Below are 22005 nucleotides of genomic sequence, written 5' to 3' on the forward strand. Positions count from 1 at the left end.
AGACGGACAGGAGACTGACATGCGGCTTCTCATCGTTGGCACATTGAAGGGCCAGCTCACCACCGCCACCAAGATCGCGATGGAGAACGGCGCCACCGTGACCCACGCCGAGGATCACGAGCAGGCGATGCGCGTGCTGCGCGGCGGCAAGGGCGCCGACCTCTTGCTGGTCGACGTCGCCCTCGATATCCGCGACCTCGTGATGCGGCTCGAGGCCGAGCACATCCACGCCCCGATCGTCGCCTGCGGCATCACCAACGACGCCCGCGCCGCGGTGGCCGCGATCCACGCCGGGGCCAAGGAATACATCCCGCTGCCGCCGGATCCGGAACTGATCGCAGCGGTGCTGGCCGCGGTGGCCAACGATTCCCGCGAGCTGGTCTATCGCGACGAAGCCATGGCGCGCGTCATCAAGCTCGCCCAGCAGATCGCCGGCTCCGACGCCTCGGTGATGATCACCGGCGAATCCGGCACGGGCAAGGAAGTTCTGGCGCGCTACGTCCACACCCGCTCGGCCCGCGCCAAGCGCCCGTTCATCTCGATCAACTGCGCCGCGATCCCCGAGCATCTCCTGGAATCCGAGCTGTTCGGCCATGAGAAGGGTGCCTTCACCGGCGCGATCGCCCGCCGCATCGGCAAGTTCGAGGAAGCGACCGGCGGCACGCTGCTGCTGGACGAAATCTCCGAGATGGACGTCCGCCTGCAATCAAAGCTGCTCCGCGCCATCCAGGAGCGCGTGATCGATCGCGTCGGCGGCACCAAGCCGGTGCCGGTCGATATCCGCATCATCGCGACCTCGAACCGTAACCTGGCGGAAGCCGTGCGCGAAGGCACGTTCCGCGAGGACCTGCTGTTCCGCCTCAACGTCGTGAATCTGAAGATCCCGCCGCTGCGCGAGCGTCCCGCCGACATCATGGAGCTCGCCCAGCACTTCGTGAAGAAATATGCCGAGGCCAATGGCGTGCCGATGCGCCCCATCTCGGCCGAAGCCAAGCGCGTGCTCTCCACCAATCGTTGGCAGGGTAACGTCCGCGAGCTCGAGAACACCATGCACCGCGCGGTGCTGATGGCGCAGGGCGACGAGATCGGGCCCGACGCGATCCTGACCCCGGACGGCGACCGCCTCGACCTCGCCAAGACGGCACCGGCCGTGGCGCACGCCACCATGGCTGCCGAGCAAGTCACGCGCGCCCTCGTCGGCCGCACCGTCGCCGACGTCGAACGCGATTTGATCCTGGAGACGCTCAAGCACTGCCTCGGCAACCGGACCCATGCCGCGAACATCCTCGGCATCTCGATCCGCACGCTGCGCAACAAGCTCAACGAATACGCCGACGGCGGCATCCCGATCACGCCGGCCGGCACGCCGGGTGAGTATCCGCGGATGCCGATGATGGGAGCGTAGGCAACCAGCTTGCCGGTCTCGTGACGCCCGACCCCGGGCCTCACGGCCGGGACGACCCGACCGTGAGTGTTTGGCCAAGCGGCCACTACGCTCGTGTCAGATTACTTGCCTGGCGGTACGTACACACTTGCAAGCTTCGCGGCCTTTTCCGCGACAGCTTTAAATTCACTCATCTTCCAGGCGCGCACCGTCTCGATCTTGGCAATGGCGCCGCTTGCAGCGGCGGCCATTGCAATGGCGACGGCATCCGCTCCATCGGGAAATTCCGTGACGAGCAGCGCGTCATGTGGACCGGTGGTCATGAAGGCTCCCTGGAGCCTTCCGCCGGCCTTTTCCACCATCGCGCCGATGACCGCCGTGCGATCGATCGGCTTGTCTATCATTCCCTTGATCCCGGTATTTGAGTACGAGACGTACGAGATGAACAACGGCATGTTTCTCTCCGTTGAGGTTACAGCAACGAAAATGCAGTCTCGGAAAAGAAGCTCTGAAACGAGAGCGAGGCATTGCCTGCCGACGGCATGCGAGCTGCCTTGAAAAAAATCCAGCTTCGGACTTCGGCACGTCCAACTGGCAGCTTGAGCCGACTATAGCCGACTCCACAATGCAGCGCGAACGGTAAGCCAAGCCTACCCATTCGAGCCTCGACTATTCCGCCGGCCGCGACAACTTGCGCGATGCACGCGCCGCCGCTGAGTGAGGCATTTCACAAGCAGAACAGATCAAGACAGCTAGAGTCCTCGCGCAGCGCGATGTGAAGTCCGCCAGCGCCGCATCGGCCTCGCGAAACGTCCTTCAATCGAAAGGGCATGCCATGAAATACGCGTCGTGGACCATCTCCCGCTTATCGCTGATTGTAACACTGATCGCAGCTTCGACACCGCTTGCGCGCGCCGACGTGATCATGGATTGGAATGCAAAGGCCGACGCAATCGCTGCCGAGAAGCAAATTCCTCCAGCGCCGCACAGCCGCGCCTTGTCCATGATGCACGTCGCGATGTTCGAGGCGGTCAACGCGATTGATCGCCGGTACGCGCCCTACAAAGTCTCCCTGCCCGCAGACCGTTCGACGTCGCGGGAAGCTGCGGCGGCAGTTGCGGCTCACGACGTGCTGCTGTCGATCTATCCAGACCTCAAGCCGGATCTGGATGCGACGTTGACAAACTCGCTGGCGCCCATTGCCGACGGCGATTCCAAGATCGCCGGCATTGAGCTCGGAAGAGAGGCCGCAGTGAAGATCGTCGAGCTTCGCGCGAATGACGGCAGCGCCGCTCCGGAAACCTACCGCCCGCTGACGACACCGGGTGCTTACGTCCCTACCACCATCCCGAGTTTCACAACCACGGGTGCGACGACGCCCTGGGTCATGGCCTCCGGATCGCAGTTTCGCCCTGGGCCCCCGCCGGCTCTTGATTCAGAGGTTTGGACCCGGGACGTCAATGAGATCCGCGAGATCGGTAGCCGAAGCAGCCCGACCCGGACCCCCGAGCAAACGACGATCGGTCGCTTCTGGTTCTTTGTCGGCGCGCGCACCTACAATCCGATTGTGAGGCAGGCGGCGATGGCCAAGGGCATGGATCTCGTCGACTGCGCCCGGCTGTACGCGCTGACGTCGATTGCGGGCAACGATGCCATCGTCGCCGTATTTGACGCGAAGTACCATTACAATTTCTGGCGACCGATCACGGCCATCCGCAACGCCGATCTGACGTCGAATGCGGCGACGCCTCGCGATCCGTCCTGGCTACCGCTGGGGGAAACGCCGATGCACCCGGAATACCCCTGTGCTCACTGCATCGTGTCGGCGGCGATCTCGACCGTGCTCCAGACCGTCGTTGGGGATTTCGGCGAATTCTCGCTGACCAGCCCCACCGCACCGGGCGTCACACGCAAATGGTCCCGGCTCCAGGACTATAGCGACGAAGTCTCCAACGCCCGTATCTGGGCCGGCTTCCACTACCGGTTCTCGACCGAGGTCGGCAAGGACATGGGCCGGAAGATCGGTGCGTTGACCGTCGCGACGCAGTTTCGCGGTGTAGAAGCGATGGCGGAACCGAACCGTTAGGCTATTGCCGTTTGGGACCGGTCAGGCGGAATCCGCCCTGTCGCGCGTCCGAATTGGCTGGACAACTCCGCCCCTACGCTACCCGACGTGCGATTCTGCGCAGAGTGCCCGCGTTCGGCGCCTACCTCATCGTCGACAAGGGCTCTATAAGCGCAGCATCGCATCAGTTGGGGAACAGTGACGATGTCGGAGACTCAAATCACGGATTGGCTGGCATCGCAGCGGCAGGCGATGATCGATCTGCTGCGCGACGTCGTGGACATCGATTCCGGATCCTATGACAAGGCAGGCGTCGATGCGGTCGGTGCGCGGTTCGAGCGGCACTTTGCCGAACACGGCATTCCCTCGCGCCGGGAGAGCCACGGCACGTTTGGCGATGCGATCCACGCGGACGTGGCAAAGCCCGGCAGCAACGAGAAGCCGGTGCTGTTGATGGGGCATCGCGACACCGTATTCGGCAAGGGCGAAGCGGGGAAGCGCCCGTTCACGATCAAGGACAAGCGCGCCTACGGGCCCGGTGTCGCCGACATGAAGGCCGGCGTCGTGATGAACATCTTCGTCGCGACGGCCTTTCACAAATTCGGCGGCAACCCGCATCCGATCAAGCTGCTGATCACCTCGGACGAGGAGATCGGCTCGCCGTCGTCGCGGCCGGTGATCGAACGTGAGGGACGCTCTGCGCGCGCCGTGTTCAATTCCGAGCCGGGCCGCCCCACCGGCAATGTCGTCACCAGCCGCAAGGGCGGCATCTTCATGCACATGGCCGTCACCGGGAAGGCGGCGCATTCCGGCGCCAATTTCGCCGCCGGCATCAGCGCGATCGGCGAGCTCGCGCACAAGATCATCCAGATCCACGCGCTGACCGACCTCACCAAGGGCATCACGCTCAATGTCGGGCTCATCTCGGGCGGCCAGTCGGTCAACACGACCGCGCCTTACGCCGAGGGCCAGATCGACATGCGCTATGTCGATCCGAAGGATCGTGCCACCGTCATGGCCGAGATCGAACGCATCATCGCGACGCCTTATGTACCCGGCACCAGCGCGACGCTGACGATCAAAGGCGAGTTCGTGCCGGTGGTGCAGAGCGAGAGCTCGAAGGCGCTGTTCGAAAATTATCAGGCCGCCGCAAAGCAGGCCGGCCTCACCACGCTGCAGGGCGAGTTCTCCGGCGGCTGCGCCGATTCCGGATTCACCGCCGCGGTGGGGACGCCGACTATCTGCGGCGTCGGCCCCGTGGGCGGGCTTGCCCATTCGCCGGAGGAATATCTCGAGCTCGACAGCATCGTGCCGCGTGCACAGGCGCTGGCGCTGGCGATCTTGCGGGGGTAAGCGCAGGTCCCGTAGGGTGGGCAAAGGCGCACTTGCGCCGTGCCCACCATCTGTTTCAGTTGGATGAAGGTGGTGGGCACGCTTCGCTTAGCCCACCCTACGAGACTGCCCGAGTCCTACGAATAGCTCGGCGCATCCGGCTTGCGGAAAATGTGGATGGGATCGCCCGGCACGAACGGCTGGCCGCGGAAAGTCGCATAGGCGTAGAGCGCGAGATAGACGATCGCCAGCGCACCGACGGCATAGAAGGCCCAGGTCCCGACGCGCTTCATCGTTCCGCTCCGTTGCCGTCCCGGCGGGAGGGCTCAGGGCGCTTCTAGAGCGATGGGCGAGAAAAGGCCAGCCTGAGCGCGGCGATCAAACGCCGCGGCTGCTGCGCGCGGGAACGCTGACCTCGACGAGCCTTGCGGCGTCCTCGTCCTGATCCACCGCCACATACTGACCGTGCCAATAGGCGAGCGCTGCGGTCCGCACTGAATTCTTGATGTCCCTGACACGGCCGATGACGATGCCGTGCGAGTGACGCTCGACGATCTCCTCGACCTCGCAATCGACGGCAGACAGGGCGCCGACCAGCAGCGGAACGCCGGAGACCGCCGTGACCCACGTGCTGCCTGCGAAACGCGCGGCCCCCTTCAGGCCACCCTTGCCGGCAAAGCGTTCGGCCACATCGAGCTGATCGGCTGCGAGGATGTTCACGCCGAAGGCGCCGTGGCGGCGGATCAGCGGAAATGACGAGGCATCGCGATTGATGCTGACGATCAGCGTCGGCGGGTCGACCGATAGCGAGGTTACGGATGTAACCGTCATGCCGGTGATGTCCTTGCCCCGCCCTGCGGTGATGACACTGACGCCGCCGGTGAGATGGCGCATGGCGCCGCGGAAATCGGCAGACGAGACGGCAGTTTCGGTCATGAGATCGCGGGGCACTACATTCATGGCATGGTCCCCGAAACGGGGTTCCTCTTTATCTAGGTACGATCGTCCGCTGACAACAGGTGGCTCAGGATCGAGCCTTCGAGCGCAGCAAGCTCGGCAGAGCCGCGTTCACGCGGCCGGGCGGTATTAACCATGACATCGTGGGCGATGCGGCCCTCGTCGATCACCAGCACCCGGTCCGCCAGCGCGACGGCCTCGGAGACGTCGTGGGTCACCAGGATCGCCGTAAAGCCCTGGTCGCGCCAGACCCGCTCCAGCAGCCGCTGCATCGAGATGCGGGTCAGCGCATCGAGCGCGCCGAGCGGCTCGTCGAAGGCCAGCACGCGCGGACGGGAGACCAGCGCCCGGGCGAGCGCGACGCGCTGCTTCTGGCCACCCGACAGCACCGACGGCCATTGATCGCGCTTGTCGACGAGCCCGACCTCGGTGAGCGCCTTCTCCGCACGCGACTGCGCATCATCGGATGCACGATCGCGGCCGAGCCCGACCTCGACATTGGACAGTACCCGCGCCCAGGGCAGCAGCCGCGGCTCCTGGAACATCACGCGGATATCCTCCGGCTGGATCGCCGCATCGCCGAAGCTGATGCTGCCGGCGTCGATCTTTTCCAGGCCGGCGATCAGGCGCAGCAACGTGCTCTTGCCGCATCCGCTCTTGCCGACGATGGCAACGAACTGGCCGGCCGGTATGTGCAGATCGATGCCGCGCAGCACCTCGTTGTCGCCGAAGGATTTCCGCAGGCCGCGGATGCTGAGCGGCAGACCACTCACATGCAGCGGCCGCTCCTCGCGCGTCACGCGGGCCGCGGGCGCGAAATTGGCGCGGCTGGCGAGCTCGGTTTCCGGAAGGGAGGTCCGAAGGGCTGTTTGCATGTGATTCTCAGCGTTTCTGGAAAGCGGGGTGCCAGGAGAGCGTCAGGCGCTCCAGCACGCGGGAGGCGCTGTCGGCGAGCTTGCCGAGCAGGGCATAGATCAGGATCGAGAGCACGACGACGTCGATCAGCATGAACTCGCGCGCCTGCATCGCCATGTAGCCGAGGCCGGAGGACGCCGCGATGGTCTCCGCGACGATCAACGTCAGCCACATGATGCCGAGCGCGAAACGGATGCCGACGAAGATTGAGGGCAGCGCGCCCGGGAAAATGACGCGGCGGAACAGCTCGCCGTCGCTCATGCCGTAGATGCGGCCCATCTCGATCAGCTGCGGGTCGACGGTGCGGATGCCGTGCAGCGTGTTGAGGTAAATCGGGAAGAACACGCCGAGCGCCACGAGAAACAGCTTGGCACTTTCATCGATACCGAACCACAGGATGACCAGCGGGATCAGCGCCAGATGCGGCACGTTGCGTACCATCTGCAGCGTCGTGTCCGTGAGTTTTGCGGACAGCTGCGACAGGCCGTTGGCGAGCCCGAAGGCGAAGCCGATGCTGCCGCCGATCAGGAAGCCGATCGAGGCACGCCAGAACGAGACCCAGATGTTGCGGATCAGCTCGCCGGACAGCAGCAGCTTCCAGCCGGCGAGCGCGACGTCACTCGGCGCCGGCAGCACGCGTACCGGCACGAAGCCGGTGACGCTCGCCACCTGCCATATCGCAATAATGGCAAGCGGCACGATCCAATGGACCAGGCCGTCAACGCGCGGCAGACGGAAGTTGCGTGGCAGTGAGACGCTGTCGATGAGGCTCATGATTGCGACACCCGATGCTGCGGACGGTAATCGCTGCCGACCGTCTCGCCGAACGGACCGCCGTTGAAGTGCAGCTTGGTCACGTTGCTCGGCAGATCGAGCGAGAGCAGCGGGAACACCAGCTCGGCAAAGCGATAGGCTTCTTCCAGATGCGGATAGCCCGACATGATGAAAGTATCGATGCCGATGTCCTGATACTCCTTGATGCGCGCGGCGACCGTCTGGGCGTCGCCGACCAGCGCCGTGCCGGCACCGCCACGCACCAGGCCGACACCGGCCCAGAGATTCGGTGCGATCTCGAGCTTGTCGCGCTTGCCGCCGTGGAGCTGCGCCATGCGCTGCTGGCCGACCGAGTCCATGCGCGCAAAGTTCTTCTGCGCAGTGGCGATGGTGTCGTCGCTGACATGCTTGATCAACTCGTTGGCGGCCGACCAGGCCTCTTCATTGGTCTCGCGGACGATCACGTGAAGACGGATACCGAAGGAGAGCTTTCGACCGCGCGCTTCTGCAGCCGCTTTTACCCTTGCGACCTTCTCGGCAACCAGCGCCGGCGGCTCGCCCCAGGTGAGATATTTGTCGACGGCGTCGACAGCGACGTCGATGCCGGCATCCGACGAGCCGCCGAAATAAAGCGGCGGCCGCGGCGACTGCACGGGATGGAACAGCAGCTTGCCGTCCTCGACATGGATGTGCTTGCCCTCGACATTGACGGTCTTGCCGGCCAGCAGATCACTATAGACGTTGAGGAACTCGCGGGTGACCTCGTAGCGCTCGTCATGGCTGAGGAAGATGCCGTCGCCCTTGTTCTCGACGGGATCGCCGCCGGTGACGACGTTGATCAGAAGCCGGCCATTGGTGATGCGGTCGAGCGTCGCGGTCATGCGCGCCGCCACGGTCGGCGATTGCAGGCCGGGTCGGACAGCGACGAGATAGCGCAGCCGCTCCGTGAACGGCGCCACCGAGGAGGCGACGACCCAGGAATCCTCGCAGCTCCGTCCCGTCGGCAACAGCACGCCGAAATAGCCGAGCTGGTCCGCCGCCTGCGCGACCTGGCGCAAATAGTTGAAATTGACCTCGCGGCCGCCGATGCCGGTGCCGAGATAGCGGCCATCACCGTGCGTCGGCAGGAACCATAGGATGTTGGCGTTGGATTGCGTGCTTGCGGTCTTACTCATGAACCTGGCCTCCGCGCCACGTCGGAAATCTTGATTGCCTTGGGGATCAGGTTGAGCGCGAAGAACGCATCCGCAACCTGCTGCTGGTCGGCGATGACGGCATCGGTCAGCGGCTTGATGCCGTAGGCCTGCCGCTTCAGCGCGACCTCGACCACCGGGACGGACAGGCCGATCGCCGGAGCGAGCTGCTCGGCCACCGCGTGGATGTCGCCCTTGGCCCAATCGTCGACCGAACTCAGCTCGGCGAGCACGACGTCGACGACCTTCGGGTTGGCATCGAGGAATTTCTTCGAGGAGAAATAGAACTGATAGTTGGCGACAATGTCGGTGCCGTCAGCCAGCGTGCGTGCCCCGGTCGCGGCTTCCGCGGCGGCCTGGAACGGATCCCAGATCACCCAGGCATCGACCGCGCCGCGCTCGAAGGCGGCGCGCGCATCGGCCGGTGCAAGGAACACCGGCTCGATCTCGGAGTATTTGACGCCCGCCTTCTCCAGCGCCTTGACCAGGAGGTAGTGAACGTTGGAGCCCTTGTTGAGCGCGACCTTCTTGCCCCTGAGATCGGCCACCGATTTGAGCGGGCTGTCCTTCGGCACCAGGATGGCCTCGCCCTTCGGCGCCGGCGGCTCATAGGCGACATACTGGATCGGCGCGCCGGCGGCCTGCGCGAAGATCGGCGGGGCCTCGCCGGTGTTGCCGAAATCGATCGCGCCGACATTGAGCGCTTCGAGCAGCGGCGGGCCGGACGGGAATTCGGTCCACACCACCTTGTAGCCGGAGGCAGCCAGCTTCGGCTCCAGCGTGCCCTTGCTCTTGAGCAGCACCAGCTTGCCGTATTTCTGGTAGCCGATGCGCACCACCTTGTCCTGGCCGTAGGAGGTGCCGACCGCAGCCGCGACGATGCCGATCGACAGGACGATCGCCGCAATCAGTCGCTGAATGATACGCCTCATGTTCAGACCTTTTGAAATGGGGAGATTGGTTGGCACGATCAGGTCGCCGTGCTGCGCCAGACGATGTCGCGGATGACGATCGGCTTCGGGATCAGGCCGAGCTTGTAGAACCGGTCGGCGACGCCCTGCTGGGTCGCGACGATGTCGTCCGTAACGGGGCCGATCACGAAATTCGCGCGAGCGGCCGCGACGGCCTGGATATCCAGCGGAACGCCGGTGATCGCAGCCAAGGACTTGGCAACTTCGTCGCGGTGCTGTTCGGCCCATTGACCGGTCGCGGTGGTGACGTCGACGATCTGCTGCAGGATCGCGCCGTGGGTCTTCGCGAACTCGCGGTTGGCGATGTAGAAGGAGTTGGTCTTGGTGACCTCGCGCGCATTGATCAGGATGCGCCCGTTCTGCTTGGTCTCGCCGATCGCGAAATAGGGATCCCAGATCGCCCAGGCCTCGATGCTGCCATTGGCAAAGGCGGGGCCGGCGTCCGGCGGCGTCAGATAGACCGGGGTGATATCGGCGTAGGTCAGCCCCGCCTTCTCCAGCGTCTGCACCACGACGTTGTGGGCGCTGGAGCCCTTGGTGAAGCCGACGCGCTTGCCCTTCAGGTCTGCGATCGAACGGATTGATGAATCCTTGGGCACCAGGATGCCCTGTCCGTTGGTGATGGGCTGGCCGGCGGCATAGACGATCGCCGCGCCCGCGGCCTGGGCGAACACCGGCGGGGAATCGCCGACCGCACCGTAATCGACGCTGCCGACATTCATCGCCTCCATCATCGGCGGGCCGGAGGAGAACTCGACCCATTTCACGTCGATGCCCACGGCAGCGAAATGTTTTTCCAAAGTCGCCCGCTGGCGCGTGATGACCAGCACGCCGGTCTTCTGGTAGCCGATACGAATTTCCTTCAGCGCGCCTTGCGCGCCGGCACGCGAAGCGAACGCAGCTGCGGCGGCGGTTCCGGCGGACAGTTTCAGAAAATCTCGACGCAGCATTCCAAACTCCCGGCCGCGTACGGCCGTCATCATTCATGTCCGTGGAATGATGGTGCGGAGCGGGAAAGCTGTCGAGACGTGCGGGAAAATAGCGATGCACACACTGCCCCTATGGCAGCGCGCATGATTAATCTTTCAAACGGCGGAGCGAATGAAGATGGAATTTTTCTGCACGCGGATGTGAACGGCCTCGCGCGTTCGACCTCTGACTCGGAGCCGGAACAAAAAGGCGAAAACAACCCCATGCACAGTAGCCGGGCGCGCAAAAGCACCCGACTACGAATTATCCGAACTTAACTTGACGCGTCGGGCAAAACAGGCGCAGGATGGCATGATGGCGGCGCTCGGGATGGACGGCCTTGCCGGGCTATTGCAGCCATCGCACCGGCAAATTCTGCAAGCCCCGGAACGCCCAGCCGCCGATCCGCACCTCTTCGTCATCGGCAAGCTCGATATGCCCGGCACGCGCAAACACCGTCGGCAGCGCGACGTCGGCGATCATGGCGCGCGAGGCCCAGGCGCCGGCGCAGAAATGCGGACCGGCACCGAAGGCCACGCTCTTGGAGGTATCACGCCGCACGTCGAACTGGTCGGCACGCTCGAAATGCTTCTCGTCGCGATTGGCGGAACCGAACATCAGGAACACACGCTCGTCCGTCTCGAACGCGACGTCGCGGATCGACCACGGTTTTGCAATCCGCCGCGGCGACATGCCGATCGGCGAGATCCAGCGCGCATATTCCTCGAACGCCTCGAGCCAGGTCACCTCGCCCTTGCGCACCAGCGCGAGCTGCTCGGGATGGGTCAGCAGCGCCCACACCGTGCCGGCGATCGCCTTGCGCGGTTCGTTCTGGCCGCCGGAGATCGCGAGTTTGACATTCGCGCGCACGCTCGCCATCGGCATGCCGGAGGCGAGCAGCACGCCGAGAATGCTCTGATCGGGATGCTTACGCATCACCGGCAGGATGTCGTCGATCGCGGCATCAATGCCTGACGTCGCGGCGTGGCAGCGCGCCTCGACGCCCGTGTCGCCGCCATAATTGGCGATGCCCTCGATCATGCCTTGCGACCAGGCATCCATGTCGGCGAAGCCGATATTGGTGAGGCCGGTGATCGACTTCAGGCATTCGCCCGAGAACGGCAGCGCGAAGTCACGCATGAAATCGATCCGGCCGGGCTCGATGGCGTCAATGATGCGGTCGGCATGAGCCTGGAACAGCGCGGTCCAGTGCGCCTTCACCGTCTTCGGTGACACCGTCGGAAACATCGCGCGCCGCTCGACCTGATGCGCCTCGCCGTCCTTGCGCATCATGTTGTGGCCCATCAGCCGGTTCATCAGGCCGGCAGGCTGGTGCGAGGAGAACACGTCGATCTGCTTCTCGGAGATCGAGATGTCGTCGCGGCTCGCCAAAAGCGTCGAGCCGAGCTGCGGCACGTAGGCGATCGGCGCCTCCTTGCGCAGTTTTGCAAGCGTTGGATACGGGTCGGCCCAGAATGCGGCCGGGTCGATGTCGATGCGCGGCGCGGTGCTCAATGCGGCTTCCTCGGAATTCTCGTGTGCTTCGGGCCAGACTAGCGAACTCGGACGCTGGCGTCTGTCCCTAGAAATGGGGACGGCATTGGCGGGCGTCCTCATCCGTCGGATGGTCGTCGGAGCGACAGCAAGATCGGCCTTAGACTTCGGTCATATTGGTGCAGGCTGGGTTTGCTTTAAGCTGGCCCCATGCGGGGGATGATCATCATCACGATCGGCTTTTTGATAGTGGTGCTTGCGCTCTCACGAACGCATGAATTTGCAATCCAACCGACGAAGCCGCTTCCTCCTGTGAACGCACCAGCGAACTGAACCGTCCCCATCGGGCCAGCACCTGAACCACCAGAAGATGACTCCGCTCGATTTGCAGATGGTTCCTGCCAGGAACCCGGAATAGCGTTCGCTATCGGGCGGACAAAGGCGCAGTGTCGCACTGCCACCGTCCGGCCCTCAGCATCTACCGGTGGTGTGAACGCGAGTTGCGCTCCCGCTCAACCGATAGTGGAGCATTGAAGTGCCGGCGCTGGGATCCCCCTAACAGTCAATGACATTCGAATATCGCCTGATGCAAGAGGCGATCAATTTGCGCCAACAAGCGGAAGGAATGCCTGTTGGCGTCCGCCGCGCGGAGCTCTTGCAGAAAGCGCGGCAGATCGACGTTGCCTGTGAGGTCAACAAATGGCTGACGTCACCCGGGCTACCGACGCCATCCTAGCTTGAGCGTTTCTCTTCTGCGTGGCAGCAAGCGCCTCATTGACGCGAAATCGCCTGGACGACCGTGAACCAGAGCACCGCCGCCATCGTGCGAGAGGAACAGGCCTCGTGCGCGAGAGTTGATGACCATGGTGCTCATCAGCGCGCTCGAAGAATCGTTCGACATCGCCTGGAACTTTCTCGAGAAGTCCGGCGAGCTGAGAGGCGCTGCGGAGTCCGCAACTATCATCCTGGATTCAATCGAGCGGCAGCTGCGCGCCGGCGAGCGCCGAAGGCTCATGCTGGCAAACGTGGCGATCTCGTCCTACCGGGAGCAAGTTGCGAAGATTTCTACCGTCGTCCCGGATCGGGATATCATATGGCTGTGCTGACCAAGCGAACGCAACCGGACCGCAGCAAGATCAACATGAACCGCGGTCATGAGATCAAGTATTGGGTCCACGAACTCGGCATCACGCGCGCGCAGCGGCAACAGGTCGTCAACAAGGTCGGCAATTCTGCCGCTGCGGTCCGCAAGGAATTGACAAGGTGAAGCCGAACCGGGGCATGCCTGTCGGGCTCCTCCTTGTCGACGTTGCGCTCGCGATTTGCCTGTCGGGGCTTCTTGTCAGCGTTCTCAAGCTGGCCTGGTGACGCAATCTCGACCTTCCCGCGTCCGGCATGGCGGAAACACAACCCCACTCAGGAGGTCAGAAATGACCAGAAACGAAGTGAATGCCCGCTATCGACGGGAAGCCGACAACGCTTTCAAGACCATCAGCAACGCCAAGCCGATCGCCGACTACGCTAAGGCGGAGCAAACCTTTCACGAGAATCGCGAGCGCTTGAAAGCCGAGCGTCTGGCCCGGGAAGCTGCAGCGAAAGCCTCCACGAAATGGCTCGGCCTTGTCGCAAGCCTTGACCTAGAGCATCGTGAGCACGACAATTCCGTCTTCGAGCTCCCCTGAAGCAAGACGCGCTCGCGCGATCCGCTCGAACTCCGTCCGATATTTGTGCAGATAGCTGAGGGCCTGCTTGTCGGTCTGAAACGTCGTCGTAAGTCGGCAAATTTGTCGCGCTGCGCCCAGCGCAAGGGTGAATGTAATCGTTCCACCGCCGTCCGATTTTGCTCTGGGCACGGTCAGCACTCCCGGCTTGTAACTCGGTCCTCGGCAAATTCGTCGACAAGTGTCGAGGGTGTTTATCCCAGCAATCGTCTCGTGCGCTTTTTGGGAATTGGCGCCGCCAGGGTTACTGCCACTGCCGCGTCCGCGGCTTCCTTGGCCTCGCGTAACTCGCGGAGCCGCGCCATGTTCTTGCGCACCTTGATCGCCTGCCGTTCGGCATCCGCGATGGCCCGCACCCCCTCTTCGACGGCGAGGCGCTGACGATCGGCGCGCGCGATCGCTTCAGGTGACGGTACTGCCGATTTTCTGGCGCTCATCCTTCACCCGTTCAAAATAGGCAAAACCCGCTCAATCCAGGGATCGAGCGGGCAGCATAGCCGCTTCAGTACATCCGTGAAACGGCGCGACGAGATCAAGCCAGCGAGAGATTTTCGGCACTGACCTTGCCCCGCATCTTGTCAGTTTTGAGCTCGAAATTGACCTTCTGGCCCTCGGCGAGACCCGACAGACCGGCGCGCTCGACCGCACTGATGTGAACGAACACATCGTTGCTGCCGTCGTCCGGCTGGATGAAACCGAAGCCCTTTTGGCCGTTGAACCACTTAACCGTACCTGTCGTCATATTCTTCTCCAAAGCGCACAAGCGCGTTCCGCGACAATCACGCGGCGACTTCAACTTCGTCGATGTCTTTGGAAAAGGAGCCCGCGGGCGCGATCAACAAGGCACAGCGGCTAATCGAATAGAGTGAATATACATCACAATCGTCATATTACAAGGAAGCCGGACAATTTGTTTCAGCTCACCAATTGCAGCGCCCTTCGAGGGCAGTTCCAAGCTGCTACGTCGGGACGCGCGAAGGCCTTTATCGTTTGACTTGTTCACGCGGGAGTGGTCACGTCGGTCCTAGTGAACCGCATCGCCATGACGAGCAAAACTGCTCGTTCGAGGTCGGCGAGGACATGTGCGGTCGCCCTCATTCTTTCATTCGCAACGAACTCCTGCGCAATTGGCTGCGCGCAGGATCGCTCCATTTTGCAGCCAGCAAGGGAGTTCTAATGCAGGTCGTGGTCCGCGATAACAATGTCGACCAGGCGCTTCGTGTTCTGAAGAAGAAGATGCAGCGCGAAGGCGTTTTCCGCGAAATGAAGCAGCGTCGTGCCTACGAGAAGCCTTCGGAGAGAAAGGCACGCGAAAGGTCCGAAGCCATTCGCCGGGCTCGCAAGCTCGCCCGCAAGCAAGCGATCAGGGAAGGTTTGCTGCCGGCCCCCCCGAAGAAGAAGCTTCCCGAACGCAGGCCGCCGCTCCCGCAGACGGGGTCCGCTGGCTAAGGGAAGGAAGCGACGGTCACTCTGTCCCTATCAGCTGGCGGCGCTCCGCGTCATAAGGAACAGCCGGTTGCCGCTGATGTTGAAGCAGTGCGAGATGCAGTGAGGCACCGAGGTGACGCGCTATTATTTCGATATCCGCGACGACACCGGGCTTTATCCCGATGAGGAGGGCCTGGAGTGCGAAACTCAGCGCGAAGCTGAGGTCGAAGCGGCTCGGACACTAGCTGATCTGGCCCGAGACCTCGCGCCCATGGACGAACAGCGAGACGTTGCCGTCGAAGTACGAACCAATCTTGAGCGTGTGTTTCAAGCAGCGCTCATTTTCAACCGCAGCAGAGTAACACAGTAATCCACTGAGCCCTTTCCCGTCGTAGCCGGTCGCGGCCTGCTGGAAGTAGCGCGCGACGCTAGCATCGGTCCCTCGCGCGATGGTCCCTAGCGATTGGGACAGACGCCACGGACGCCCGCGTGACGCGCGTCAGGGGATAGCGCGATCCATCCGATCGGACTACCTCTCCTGCAAGGCCATGCGAACGCCGAGACCGACGTAGATCGCCCCGACGACGCGGCCTTGCCAGCGACCGATGCTGCGATGACGGGCGAGCAGGCCGGCGACCTGCCCGGCGGCGAGAGCGATCAACGCCGTGTAGATGGCGCTCATGATCACGAAGACCAGACCGAGAGCCGCGAGCTGCGCGACGACCGAGCCTTGCTCGGGATGAACGAACTGCGGAAGGAAAGCCAGGAAGAAGAGCGCCGTCTTCGGGTTGAGCACTTCGGCTAGAACCGCCTGCCGGAAGGCGAGCGGCGCGTCGACCAGACGCGACTGCGTCAATTTGAGATCTTCGCCTCGTTCCATCAATGCGCGGATGCCGAGATAGATGAGGTAGCCGGCACCGGCATACTTCACCAGGCTGAAGGCGAGAGCCGACGTCATCAGCACCGCCGACAATCCGAGCGTGGCCATCGCCGTGTGAAGCATGTCACCGGTGGCAATGCCGAGACCGGTGGCAATTCCGACGCGATGCCCGCCCACGGACGAGCGCGCGAGCACCAGGAGGACGGCGGGACCCGGAATGAGGAAGAGACCGAGAACCACCGCCATGTAGGTCAGCAAGGTATCGTAATGGATCATCGTGAGTTCCGATTTGGCTGTTGATGAGCAAGAGCCAGCCAGACACGGTCTCCCAATGCAAGTGCTGAATGGATTGGAGATGCACCGCCGCAAGGATGCGGATTATTCAATCACCTCATCGGCGATGGCGAGCATCTTGTCCGCAATGGTGAGCCGGAGCGCCTTCGCAGTCGCGAGATTGATGACAAATTCGAACTTGGTCGGTTGCTGCACCGGCATTTCGGCCGGCTTTTCGCCGTTGAGGATGCGACCGACGTATGTTGCCGCCAGGCGATACCCCTCGGCGACGCTGCTCCCGTAGCTCATCAAGCCCCCCGCGGCTGGATACTCGCGCCATTGAGCGACCGTTGGAACAGCGTACCGCGCGGCCGATGCGGCAATCTGGCGGGAGAGACCCAAATAGATTGCGTCCGTTCCAATCATGATCCCACGGACGCCTCGGGCAATCAGATCTGGAAATGAAGAATCGATTTCGTCCTGACGTTTCGGATTGGCAACATGCAGCTCCAGTCCCAGGGTCCGCGCCGCGGCTTCTGCTTCAGACCGCTCCGTCTCGCTGAATGCATTATCCGGCTCGATCAGGACCGCGAAGGTCCTCGCCGTGGGTATCAGCTGATGCAGAAGATCGAGCCTCTTTGTAACAACCGGACCTTGAAGGATGGAAACTCCCGTGATGTTTCCGCCTGGATGACCGAAACTTGCAACGAGCCCGAACTTGATGGGGTCGCTCCCTAGCATGAACACGATGGGTATCGTCTGCGTGGCAGCCTTTGCAGCGAGCGCCGTTGTTGTTGCGCCAAGCGCCACGATGACGTCAACGCGACGATCGACCAGCTCGGTCACGATGCCCGTCAATCGCTGGTAATCACCCTCTGCATATCGCCATTCTATGACGACGTTCTGATTCTCAACGTAGCCGGTTTGGGCCAGGCCTTTGCGAAATGCCTCCTCAAGATGAGCGCTTTCGCCGCGTCTCGGGACACGAACAGCACCAATGATGTGCTTCGACCGCGGCTGCGCACGCGCTGCAAGCGGCCAGGCCGTTGCAGCCCCAACAAGGCGGATGAAATCGCGCCGTTGCATGCGTCCCTCCCAGCAAGGAACACGCCTATGGGAGGAGAAGCCTAGCACCTTGTCGCCGCACGGTGGGGAACTTTGAAGGACGGCTTTGGGTCAAATAAGAACTCAACCCCAGCAAATCTGGTCCGCCCTGCCGCGCTATTTCCCCAGTGCCGCGGCGACTTCGCCAACCAGCTCCTGTGCCAGCGAGTGATAGCCCTCCGGCGTGAGATGCTGTCCATCAGGCTGATGGGGAAGTCCGTGCAGCATCCCGTTCGGAAGCATGACAACCTTGATTCCCATCGCGCTCAGGCGACTTTGGATGGCAGGCGTGTTGTCGGCGGCCAATTTTCTCCGGTCATTTCCGCCGGGTTGAAGGATCACAACACTCGTTCCTTTCGGGACCACGCGATCCAATCGGGCCAGCATGCCTCCCGTGGTGTCACCATTGACGCCGGCATTGATGACACGGACGTTGAACCCCCTCGCACGGAGAAGCGTTTCAAGCTGCGCAGGATAGGATTGACTGCGCGAGACACCCTTGCCGAAGGTGTTGCTGGCTCCGAGGGCCACGACGGTTGCAGCGTGAGCGGTGCCAAGTGCGGTGAGCACCCCGAAGGCACCTAGAACAATGATCCGGCCAAGCTTTGCAGCCACTTTTGTGTCCTCGATCGGGATGAACTTCCGCTGCATGCTTATCATCAATCGCTCATCGTGCGAATGCGGAGGTCGGCTCGGGGACAAGCGTGTCGGCTTGGCTCCCAACGACGGCATGTCCGCTGTGCTGGGGTACGCGGATGTCGCCGAATTGAGCCTCAGTTCAGGCCACGGGCCCCCGCGAGCAGCCGCAGCACGATTCCGAACAACTCGTTCTGCGCGGAAATGCCGAGCCGCTCATAGGCGCGCTTGCGGTAGGTCAGGGTCGAATGCAGGCTGATGCCGAGCTCTTGCGAGATCGCCTCGGAGCTGAGGCCGAGCAGGATGCGCCGGCAGACGTCCTGCTCGCGCGCCGTCAGCAGCGAGAGTGGCGCGCGGGTCGCGAACAGCGCGGCGAGATCCTGGTCGGGCGTCGCAGTCGCGGCCTGCTGGAAATGCCGCGCGACGCTGGCGCCGATCGCCGGCGCGATCGCCTGCAGCCGCGCACGCTGGGCATCGGTGAAACGGCCCTGGGTCGTGATGCGGTAGAAATTGACATAGAAGCAGGTGTCATCGACCCAGATCGCGGTGGCGCATTTGTCGACAATGTTGGAGTCGTTGAAGAAGATCTTGCGGTAGCGCGCGCCATACATGCGCGGCGCGAAGGACGGCAGCACGATCGGCGCACTGCCCTCGCCTTCGAACAACGCATCGCGATTGGGATCGGATTCGTGGAACTGCCCGGCATAGGCCGCGCCGAGATCGCCGCCGGTCGGGATGTTGCCGACATCGAGCAGACAGCTCGCAGCGCCCGCGCGTGTCAGTGCAAACACCATGCAATGGCCGACCCCGGCCTGCCGGCGCAGCGTGTCGATGAGGATGTTCGGGAGGTCAGCGCGGCCGATGGCGAGCACCGCCGGCGTGACGTCGCCGGCCGCTGAAGTTGGGGGCGTCTCGCGGATGCGCATCGTCTTCTCCCTGATCACTTTGTTCGCAGGATCTGGTCCATTTTCTTGCCCCGGGCCAGTTCGTCGATCAACTTGTCCAGATAGCGAATCTCCCGCATCGTTGGTTCTTCGATCTCCTCCACCCGAACCCCACACACCACGCCTTTGATCAGGGCGCGCGAGGGATTGATCTCGGGGGCCTCTGCGAAGAAGGTTTCAAAGTCCGTCTTTCTTTCAAGTTGGACTTGCAGCTCCTTCTGACCATAGCCGGTCAACCAAGAGATGATCTGATCGACCTCGGCCTTCGAACGCCCCTTCTTCTCCGCCTTCGCGACGTAAAGCGGATATACGCTCGCGAAGCTCGTCGTGTAGATCCGGTGTTTTGCCACAAGCGCACCCCTACCCCGCCGCGGCCTTCGCCGGCGGCACGTTGATGGCGAGCTTGCCGTAGCGGTCGGTGAAGGCCTCGGTGTCGATCTCTTCCAGCTTGATCTCGCCGCTCATCACGCTCCTCTTCCAGGCGGCCTGCGCCGGGTCGTTCTGGAATTCGGGCATCACCTCGCGGCCGAACAGTTCGAGGGATTCGCAGATGTGCTCGTGGCTGTTCTTGCCCGCTTGATTCAGCAGGATGACCTGGTCGATATGCGATGACTGAAAGCGCTTGAGCTTCTTGCGGATCGTCTCGGGCGAGCCGATCAGGCCACCGCGCAAGGCCGCCTCCTGCGCCTCCGGATTGTCGCGCTTCCACTTGTTGTACTCGTCCCACATGTTGACCGTGTAGGGCGCGGGACGCTGGCGGTTCTGCGAGGCGCCGTAGAAGCGCAGCGCGAACTGGAAGAAGGTGGCGCCGTCGGCGCGCGCACGGGCCTCTTCATCGGTCTTGGCGCACATGAAGAGCGACACCAGCGCCATGTTCGGATTGATCTCGTAGTCGGCGAGCTTGGAGAGCCGCTTCGTCATGGCGTTGTAGTAGGCGTGCACCCAGGCATGCGCGGCGTCGGCACTGACGAACTGGAAGCCGAGCGCGCCAAAGCCGTGGCGGCCGGCACGCTCGATGGTCGGCAGCTGCGAGCAGGCCATCCACAGCGGCGGATGCGGCTTCTGCACCGGCTTCGGCACGACATTGCGCAAGGGGATGTCGAAATACTTGCCGTGGTGCTCGGCGCCTGCGTCCTTGAACATCGGGAAGATCGCAGCGACGGCCTCCTCGAAGACTTCCTTCTTGGTCTCCATGTCGCGGCCGAACGGCGTCAGCTCGGTGATCGAGGCGCTCTCGCCCATGCCGAATTCGCAGCGGCCGTTGGAGAGCAGGTCGAGCACCGCAACGCGCTCGGCGACGCGCGCCGGATGATTGGTAGTGAGCTGGAGGATGCCGTGGCCGAGCCGGATGTTCTTGGTGCGCTGGCTCGCGGCGGCGAGGAACGACTCGGGCGACGGCGAGTGCGAATATTCTTCAAGGAAGTGATGCTCGACGACCCAGGCGTGGTCGTAGCCGAGACGGTCGGCGAGTTCCATCTGCGCGAGCGCGTTCTGGTACAAGGCGAGCTCGTCGCCGGCCACCCAGGGCCGCGGCAGTTGCAGCTCGTAGAAGATGCCGAACTTCATGACGCCGTCTCTCCCAAGTTTTCTTGCCCGCTTATTTTTTGTTGCGGGCATCTTAATGCGTGAGGCGGCGCTGTCTACGCAGTCGCAATTCCGCCGCGCGGGACACAGTCGGTGTCCAGCCGGTTCAGCGCCTCACGGCGGAATTCGGTCGGGGTGACGCCGGTCTCGGCCTTGAAGGCGCGATTGAAAGGTCCGATCGACTGGAAACCCGAATCCATCGCGATGGTCAGTACAGGCACCTCTCGTTGCGCCGCGTCTGATAGCGCCAGCCTGGCATCCTCGATGCGGTAGCGATTGAGGAACGCATTGAAGTTGCGATAGCCCAGTCCTTCGTTGATGGCCCGGCGCAGCCGATGCTCGGGGACATCGAGCCGCGCCGCCAGCGCGCCGATCGCAAGACCTTCCTGCCGGTAGGCTCGTTCCACGGTCATCAGATGATCGAGACGCCGCAACAGGATCGGGTCGACAGCCACCCGGGGATCGATGGCGCCGCGGGGATCGATCACGACCCGGGGATCGATCACGCCCCGGGGATCGACGACGACCTGGGGATCCACGGCGCCCCGCTCCGCGGCGGCGCGGTCGGCGACTCGCGCCGGCCTTCCCGCCTCGCCGGATGCGATCGCGGCCGTGGCGTCGCTGACCGCCGCCACCGGCGGACTGAGCACGCCCAGGGCCGCGAGCGTTGCCATCACGAACATGCTGAGCGCGGTCGGCAGACTGCCGGACGCGCCGGGCACGCCCACGGGAATATCGGACAAGGCCGCGACGGCGACGAGTCCGATGGTCACGACATTGATCGCGAGCACCGCCAGCCGCAGCCGGCGCCGGCGCATCACCAGATCCACGCGCCATGTCTTGACCGTCTGGATCGCGGCGGCCAGCGCGAGCCCGAGGACGACCAACGACAGGACCTTGCCGCCGCCCCTGGCCAAAGCGGGCCATTGCGGCAAACTGAGCGACACTGCAAATCCGAGGGCCACGACGGCCAGCCACAGGCCACCATGCCATCGCCTCAGAATGAAATCGTCATCGAACGCCGCACGCGCCCATAACCAGAAGAGGGCGGGGAGCGAGGACACGATGGGCATCGTCCACCACCAGGATGCCTTGGGAAAGGACGGCGCGGTCACGATCGCATAGAACATGCCTCCCGCGCACATGGCGATGCCAAGGAAGCTGTTCTGATTGGCGGCACGGCGCTGCAGCGCCACCAGGACGATCAACAGGAATACGCCGCTGGCCGCGCCGCGAAACCCGAGGTCGATGGCCGTCAGCCCGGTCACACTGATCGTTCTCCGCTCACGGGCCCAACTCTCGCATCGCCTTCGCGCTTGCACAATCCAAACTTGCGCTTGCGGCCTTGGCGTTTTCCGGTTTGGCGGCTGCGACGATCGCA

At 63.3% G+C, this 22005-nt stretch carries 27 protein-coding genes; 8 read left to right on the forward strand and 19 right to left on the reverse strand.

The window, feature by feature from the left end; genetic code table 11:
• Positions 1 to 19: 19 nt before the first annotated feature.
• Complete coding sequence (locus tag NLM32_RS37830; protein ID WP_254133771.1) at positions 20 to 1405, forward strand: sigma-54-dependent Fis family transcriptional regulator; 1386 nt, start codon at positions 20 to 22, stop codon at positions 1403 to 1405.
• A gap of 101 nt (positions 1406 to 1506) precedes the next feature.
• On the opposite strand, the gene NLM32_RS37835 is transcribed toward NLM32_RS37830, so the two are convergent.
• Positions 1507 to 1839: a GYD domain-containing protein gene (locus NLM32_RS37835; RefSeq protein WP_254133772.1), complete on the reverse strand. Its 333-nt coding sequence runs from the start codon at positions 1837 to 1839 to the stop codon at positions 1507 to 1509.
• A 470-nt stretch (positions 1840 to 2309) separates the two neighbouring features.
• On the opposite strand from NLM32_RS37835, the gene NLM32_RS37840 reads away from it, so the two are divergent.
• Positions 2310 to 3470, forward strand: a complete 1161-nt coding sequence (locus NLM32_RS37840) for a vanadium-dependent haloperoxidase (RefSeq protein ID WP_254133773.1) — start codon at positions 2310 to 2312, stop codon at positions 3468 to 3470.
• A gap of 183 nt (positions 3471 to 3653) precedes the next feature.
• Positions 3654 to 4802: a M20 family metallopeptidase gene (locus NLM32_RS37845; protein WP_254133774.1), complete on the forward strand. Its 1149-nt coding sequence runs from the start codon at positions 3654 to 3656 to the stop codon at positions 4800 to 4802.
• A gap of 116 nt (positions 4803 to 4918) precedes the next feature.
• Here the strand turns inward: NLM32_RS37845 and NLM32_RS37850 are convergent, their stop codons facing one another.
• The 8 genes from NLM32_RS37850 to NLM32_RS37885 all read right to left on the reverse strand — a co-directional run bounded on the left by NLM32_RS37850 (position 4919) and on the right by NLM32_RS37885 (position 12075).
• Complete coding sequence (locus tag NLM32_RS37850) at positions 4919 to 5074, reverse strand: hypothetical protein (protein WP_254133775.1); 156 nt, start codon at positions 5072 to 5074, stop codon at positions 4919 to 4921.
• 85 nt (positions 5075 to 5159) lie between these two features.
• Positions 5160 to 5741 carry a flavin reductase family protein gene (locus tag NLM32_RS37855; RefSeq protein WP_254133776.1) on the reverse strand — a complete coding sequence of 194 codons (582 nt, stop codon included), beginning with the start codon at positions 5739 to 5741 and terminating at the stop codon, positions 5160 to 5162.
• A gap of 32 nt (positions 5742 to 5773) precedes the next feature.
• A complete protein-coding gene (locus tag NLM32_RS37860; protein ID WP_254133777.1) occupies positions 5774 to 6613 on the reverse strand; it encodes an ATP-binding cassette domain-containing protein in 840 nt (279 codons plus the stop codon).
• 7 nt (positions 6614 to 6620) lie between these two features.
• The gene (gene ssuC / locus NLM32_RS37865; RefSeq protein ID WP_254133778.1) at positions 6621 to 7427 is read right to left on the reverse strand and encodes an aliphatic sulfonate ABC transporter permease SsuC; all 807 of its coding nucleotides are present in this window, start codon (positions 7425 to 7427) and stop codon (positions 6621 to 6623) included.
• Complete coding sequence (gene ssuD / locus NLM32_RS37870; RefSeq protein ID WP_254133779.1) at positions 7424 to 8602, reverse strand: FMNH2-dependent alkanesulfonate monooxygenase; 1179 nt, start codon at positions 8600 to 8602, stop codon at positions 7424 to 7426. The genes ssuC and ssuD overlap by 4 nt, the downstream gene beginning before the upstream one ends.
• A complete protein-coding gene (locus NLM32_RS37875; RefSeq protein ID WP_254133780.1) occupies positions 8599 to 9552 on the reverse strand; it encodes a sulfonate ABC transporter substrate-binding protein in 954 nt (317 codons plus the stop codon). Before NLM32_RS37875 ends, ssuD begins: the two co-directional genes overlap by 4 nt.
• A 38-nt stretch (positions 9553 to 9590) precedes the next feature.
• On the reverse strand, positions 9591 to 10541 hold the full coding sequence (locus NLM32_RS37880) for a sulfonate ABC transporter substrate-binding protein (protein ID WP_254133781.1): 951 nt from the start codon (positions 10539 to 10541) through the stop codon (positions 9591 to 9593).
• A 367-nt stretch (positions 10542 to 10908) separates the two neighbouring features.
• Entirely contained in the window at positions 10909 to 12075 is a 1167-nt protein-coding gene (locus NLM32_RS37885; protein ID WP_254133782.1) for a cytochrome P450, read from the reverse strand.
• An 836-nt stretch (positions 12076 to 12911) separates the two neighbouring features.
• On the opposite strand from NLM32_RS37885, the gene NLM32_RS37890 reads away from it, so the two are divergent.
• From NLM32_RS37890 to NLM32_RS37900, 3 genes are all read left to right on the forward strand, one after another.
• Positions 12912 to 13160, forward strand: coding sequence for a hypothetical protein (locus tag NLM32_RS37890; RefSeq protein ID WP_254133783.1), 249 nt, complete (start codon positions 12912 to 12914; stop codon positions 13158 to 13160).
• Complete coding sequence (locus NLM32_RS37895) at positions 13148 to 13321, forward strand: DUF3606 domain-containing protein (protein WP_254133784.1); 174 nt, start codon at positions 13148 to 13150, stop codon at positions 13319 to 13321. The genes NLM32_RS37890 and NLM32_RS37895 overlap by 13 nt, the downstream gene beginning before the upstream one ends.
• Positions 13322 to 13484: 163 nt before the next feature.
• Positions 13485 to 13736: a hypothetical protein gene (locus NLM32_RS37900; protein WP_254135577.1), complete on the forward strand. Its 252-nt coding sequence runs from the start codon at positions 13485 to 13487 to the stop codon at positions 13734 to 13736.
• Here NLM32_RS37900 and NLM32_RS37905 read toward each other — a convergent pair.
• The 3 genes from NLM32_RS37905 to NLM32_RS37915 form a co-directional block, all read right to left on the reverse strand.
• Positions 13692 to 13916 carry a hypothetical protein gene (locus NLM32_RS37905; protein ID WP_254133785.1) on the reverse strand — a complete coding sequence of 75 codons (225 nt, stop codon included), beginning with the start codon at positions 13914 to 13916 and terminating at the stop codon, positions 13692 to 13694. The two genes, NLM32_RS37900 and NLM32_RS37905, sit on opposite strands and share 45 nt — an antisense overlap.
• A gap of 53 nt (positions 13917 to 13969) precedes the next feature.
• Positions 13970 to 14212: a transcriptional regulator gene (locus NLM32_RS37910; protein ID WP_254133786.1), complete on the reverse strand. Its 243-nt coding sequence runs from the start codon at positions 14210 to 14212 to the stop codon at positions 13970 to 13972.
• A gap of 95 nt (positions 14213 to 14307) precedes the next feature.
• A complete protein-coding gene (locus NLM32_RS37915; RefSeq protein WP_254133787.1) occupies positions 14308 to 14517 on the reverse strand; it encodes a cold-shock protein in 210 nt (69 codons plus the stop codon).
• Between the two features lie 434 nt (positions 14518 to 14951).
• On the opposite strand from NLM32_RS37915, the gene rpsU reads away from it, so the two are divergent.
• Positions 14952 to 15224, forward strand: coding sequence for a 30S ribosomal protein S21 (rpsU, locus tag NLM32_RS37920; RefSeq protein ID WP_254133788.1), 273 nt, complete (start codon positions 14952 to 14954; stop codon positions 15222 to 15224).
• A gap of 112 nt (positions 15225 to 15336) precedes the next feature.
• Positions 15337 to 15573 carry a DUF6894 family protein gene (locus NLM32_RS37925; protein ID WP_254133789.1) on the forward strand — a complete coding sequence of 79 codons (237 nt, stop codon included), beginning with the start codon at positions 15337 to 15339 and terminating at the stop codon, positions 15571 to 15573.
• Between the two features lie 159 nt (positions 15574 to 15732).
• On the opposite strand, the gene NLM32_RS37930 is transcribed toward NLM32_RS37925, so the two are convergent.
• The 7 genes from NLM32_RS37930 to NLM32_RS37960 all read right to left on the reverse strand — a co-directional run bounded on the left by NLM32_RS37930 (position 15733) and on the right by NLM32_RS37960 (position 21898).
• Positions 15733 to 16359 carry a LysE family translocator gene (locus NLM32_RS37930; protein WP_254133790.1) on the reverse strand — a complete coding sequence of 209 codons (627 nt, stop codon included), beginning with the start codon at positions 16357 to 16359 and terminating at the stop codon, positions 15733 to 15735.
• A gap of 102 nt (positions 16360 to 16461) precedes the next feature.
• Positions 16462 to 17442, reverse strand: coding sequence for an ABC transporter substrate-binding protein (locus tag NLM32_RS37935; protein WP_254133791.1), 981 nt, complete (start codon positions 17440 to 17442; stop codon positions 16462 to 16464).
• A gap of 135 nt (positions 17443 to 17577) precedes the next feature.
• Positions 17578 to 18120 carry a GDSL-type esterase/lipase family protein gene (locus NLM32_RS37940; protein ID WP_254133792.1) on the reverse strand — a complete coding sequence of 181 codons (543 nt, stop codon included), beginning with the start codon at positions 18118 to 18120 and terminating at the stop codon, positions 17578 to 17580.
• Between the two features lie 113 nt (positions 18121 to 18233).
• Positions 18234 to 19022, reverse strand: coding sequence for a helix-turn-helix transcriptional regulator (locus tag NLM32_RS37945; RefSeq protein WP_254133793.1), 789 nt, complete (start codon positions 19020 to 19022; stop codon positions 18234 to 18236).
• A 14-nt stretch (positions 19023 to 19036) separates the two neighbouring features.
• Positions 19037 to 19390 carry a DUF2200 domain-containing protein gene (locus tag NLM32_RS37950; protein ID WP_254133794.1) on the reverse strand — a complete coding sequence of 118 codons (354 nt, stop codon included), beginning with the start codon at positions 19388 to 19390 and terminating at the stop codon, positions 19037 to 19039.
• Between the two features lie 10 nt (positions 19391 to 19400).
• Positions 19401 to 20606, reverse strand: a complete 1206-nt coding sequence (locus NLM32_RS37955; protein ID WP_254133795.1) for an LLM class flavin-dependent oxidoreductase — start codon at positions 20604 to 20606, stop codon at positions 19401 to 19403.
• 74 nt (positions 20607 to 20680) lie between these two features.
• Complete coding sequence (locus NLM32_RS37960; RefSeq protein ID WP_254135518.1) at positions 20681 to 21898, reverse strand: helix-turn-helix domain-containing protein; 1218 nt, start codon at positions 21896 to 21898, stop codon at positions 20681 to 20683.
• Positions 21899 to 22005: the final 107 nt, after the last annotated feature.

Origin of the sequence: Bradyrhizobium sp. CCGUVB14 (assembly GCF_024199935.1) — a bacterium.
Lineage (GTDB): Bacteria > Pseudomonadota > Alphaproteobacteria > Rhizobiales > Xanthobacteraceae > Bradyrhizobium.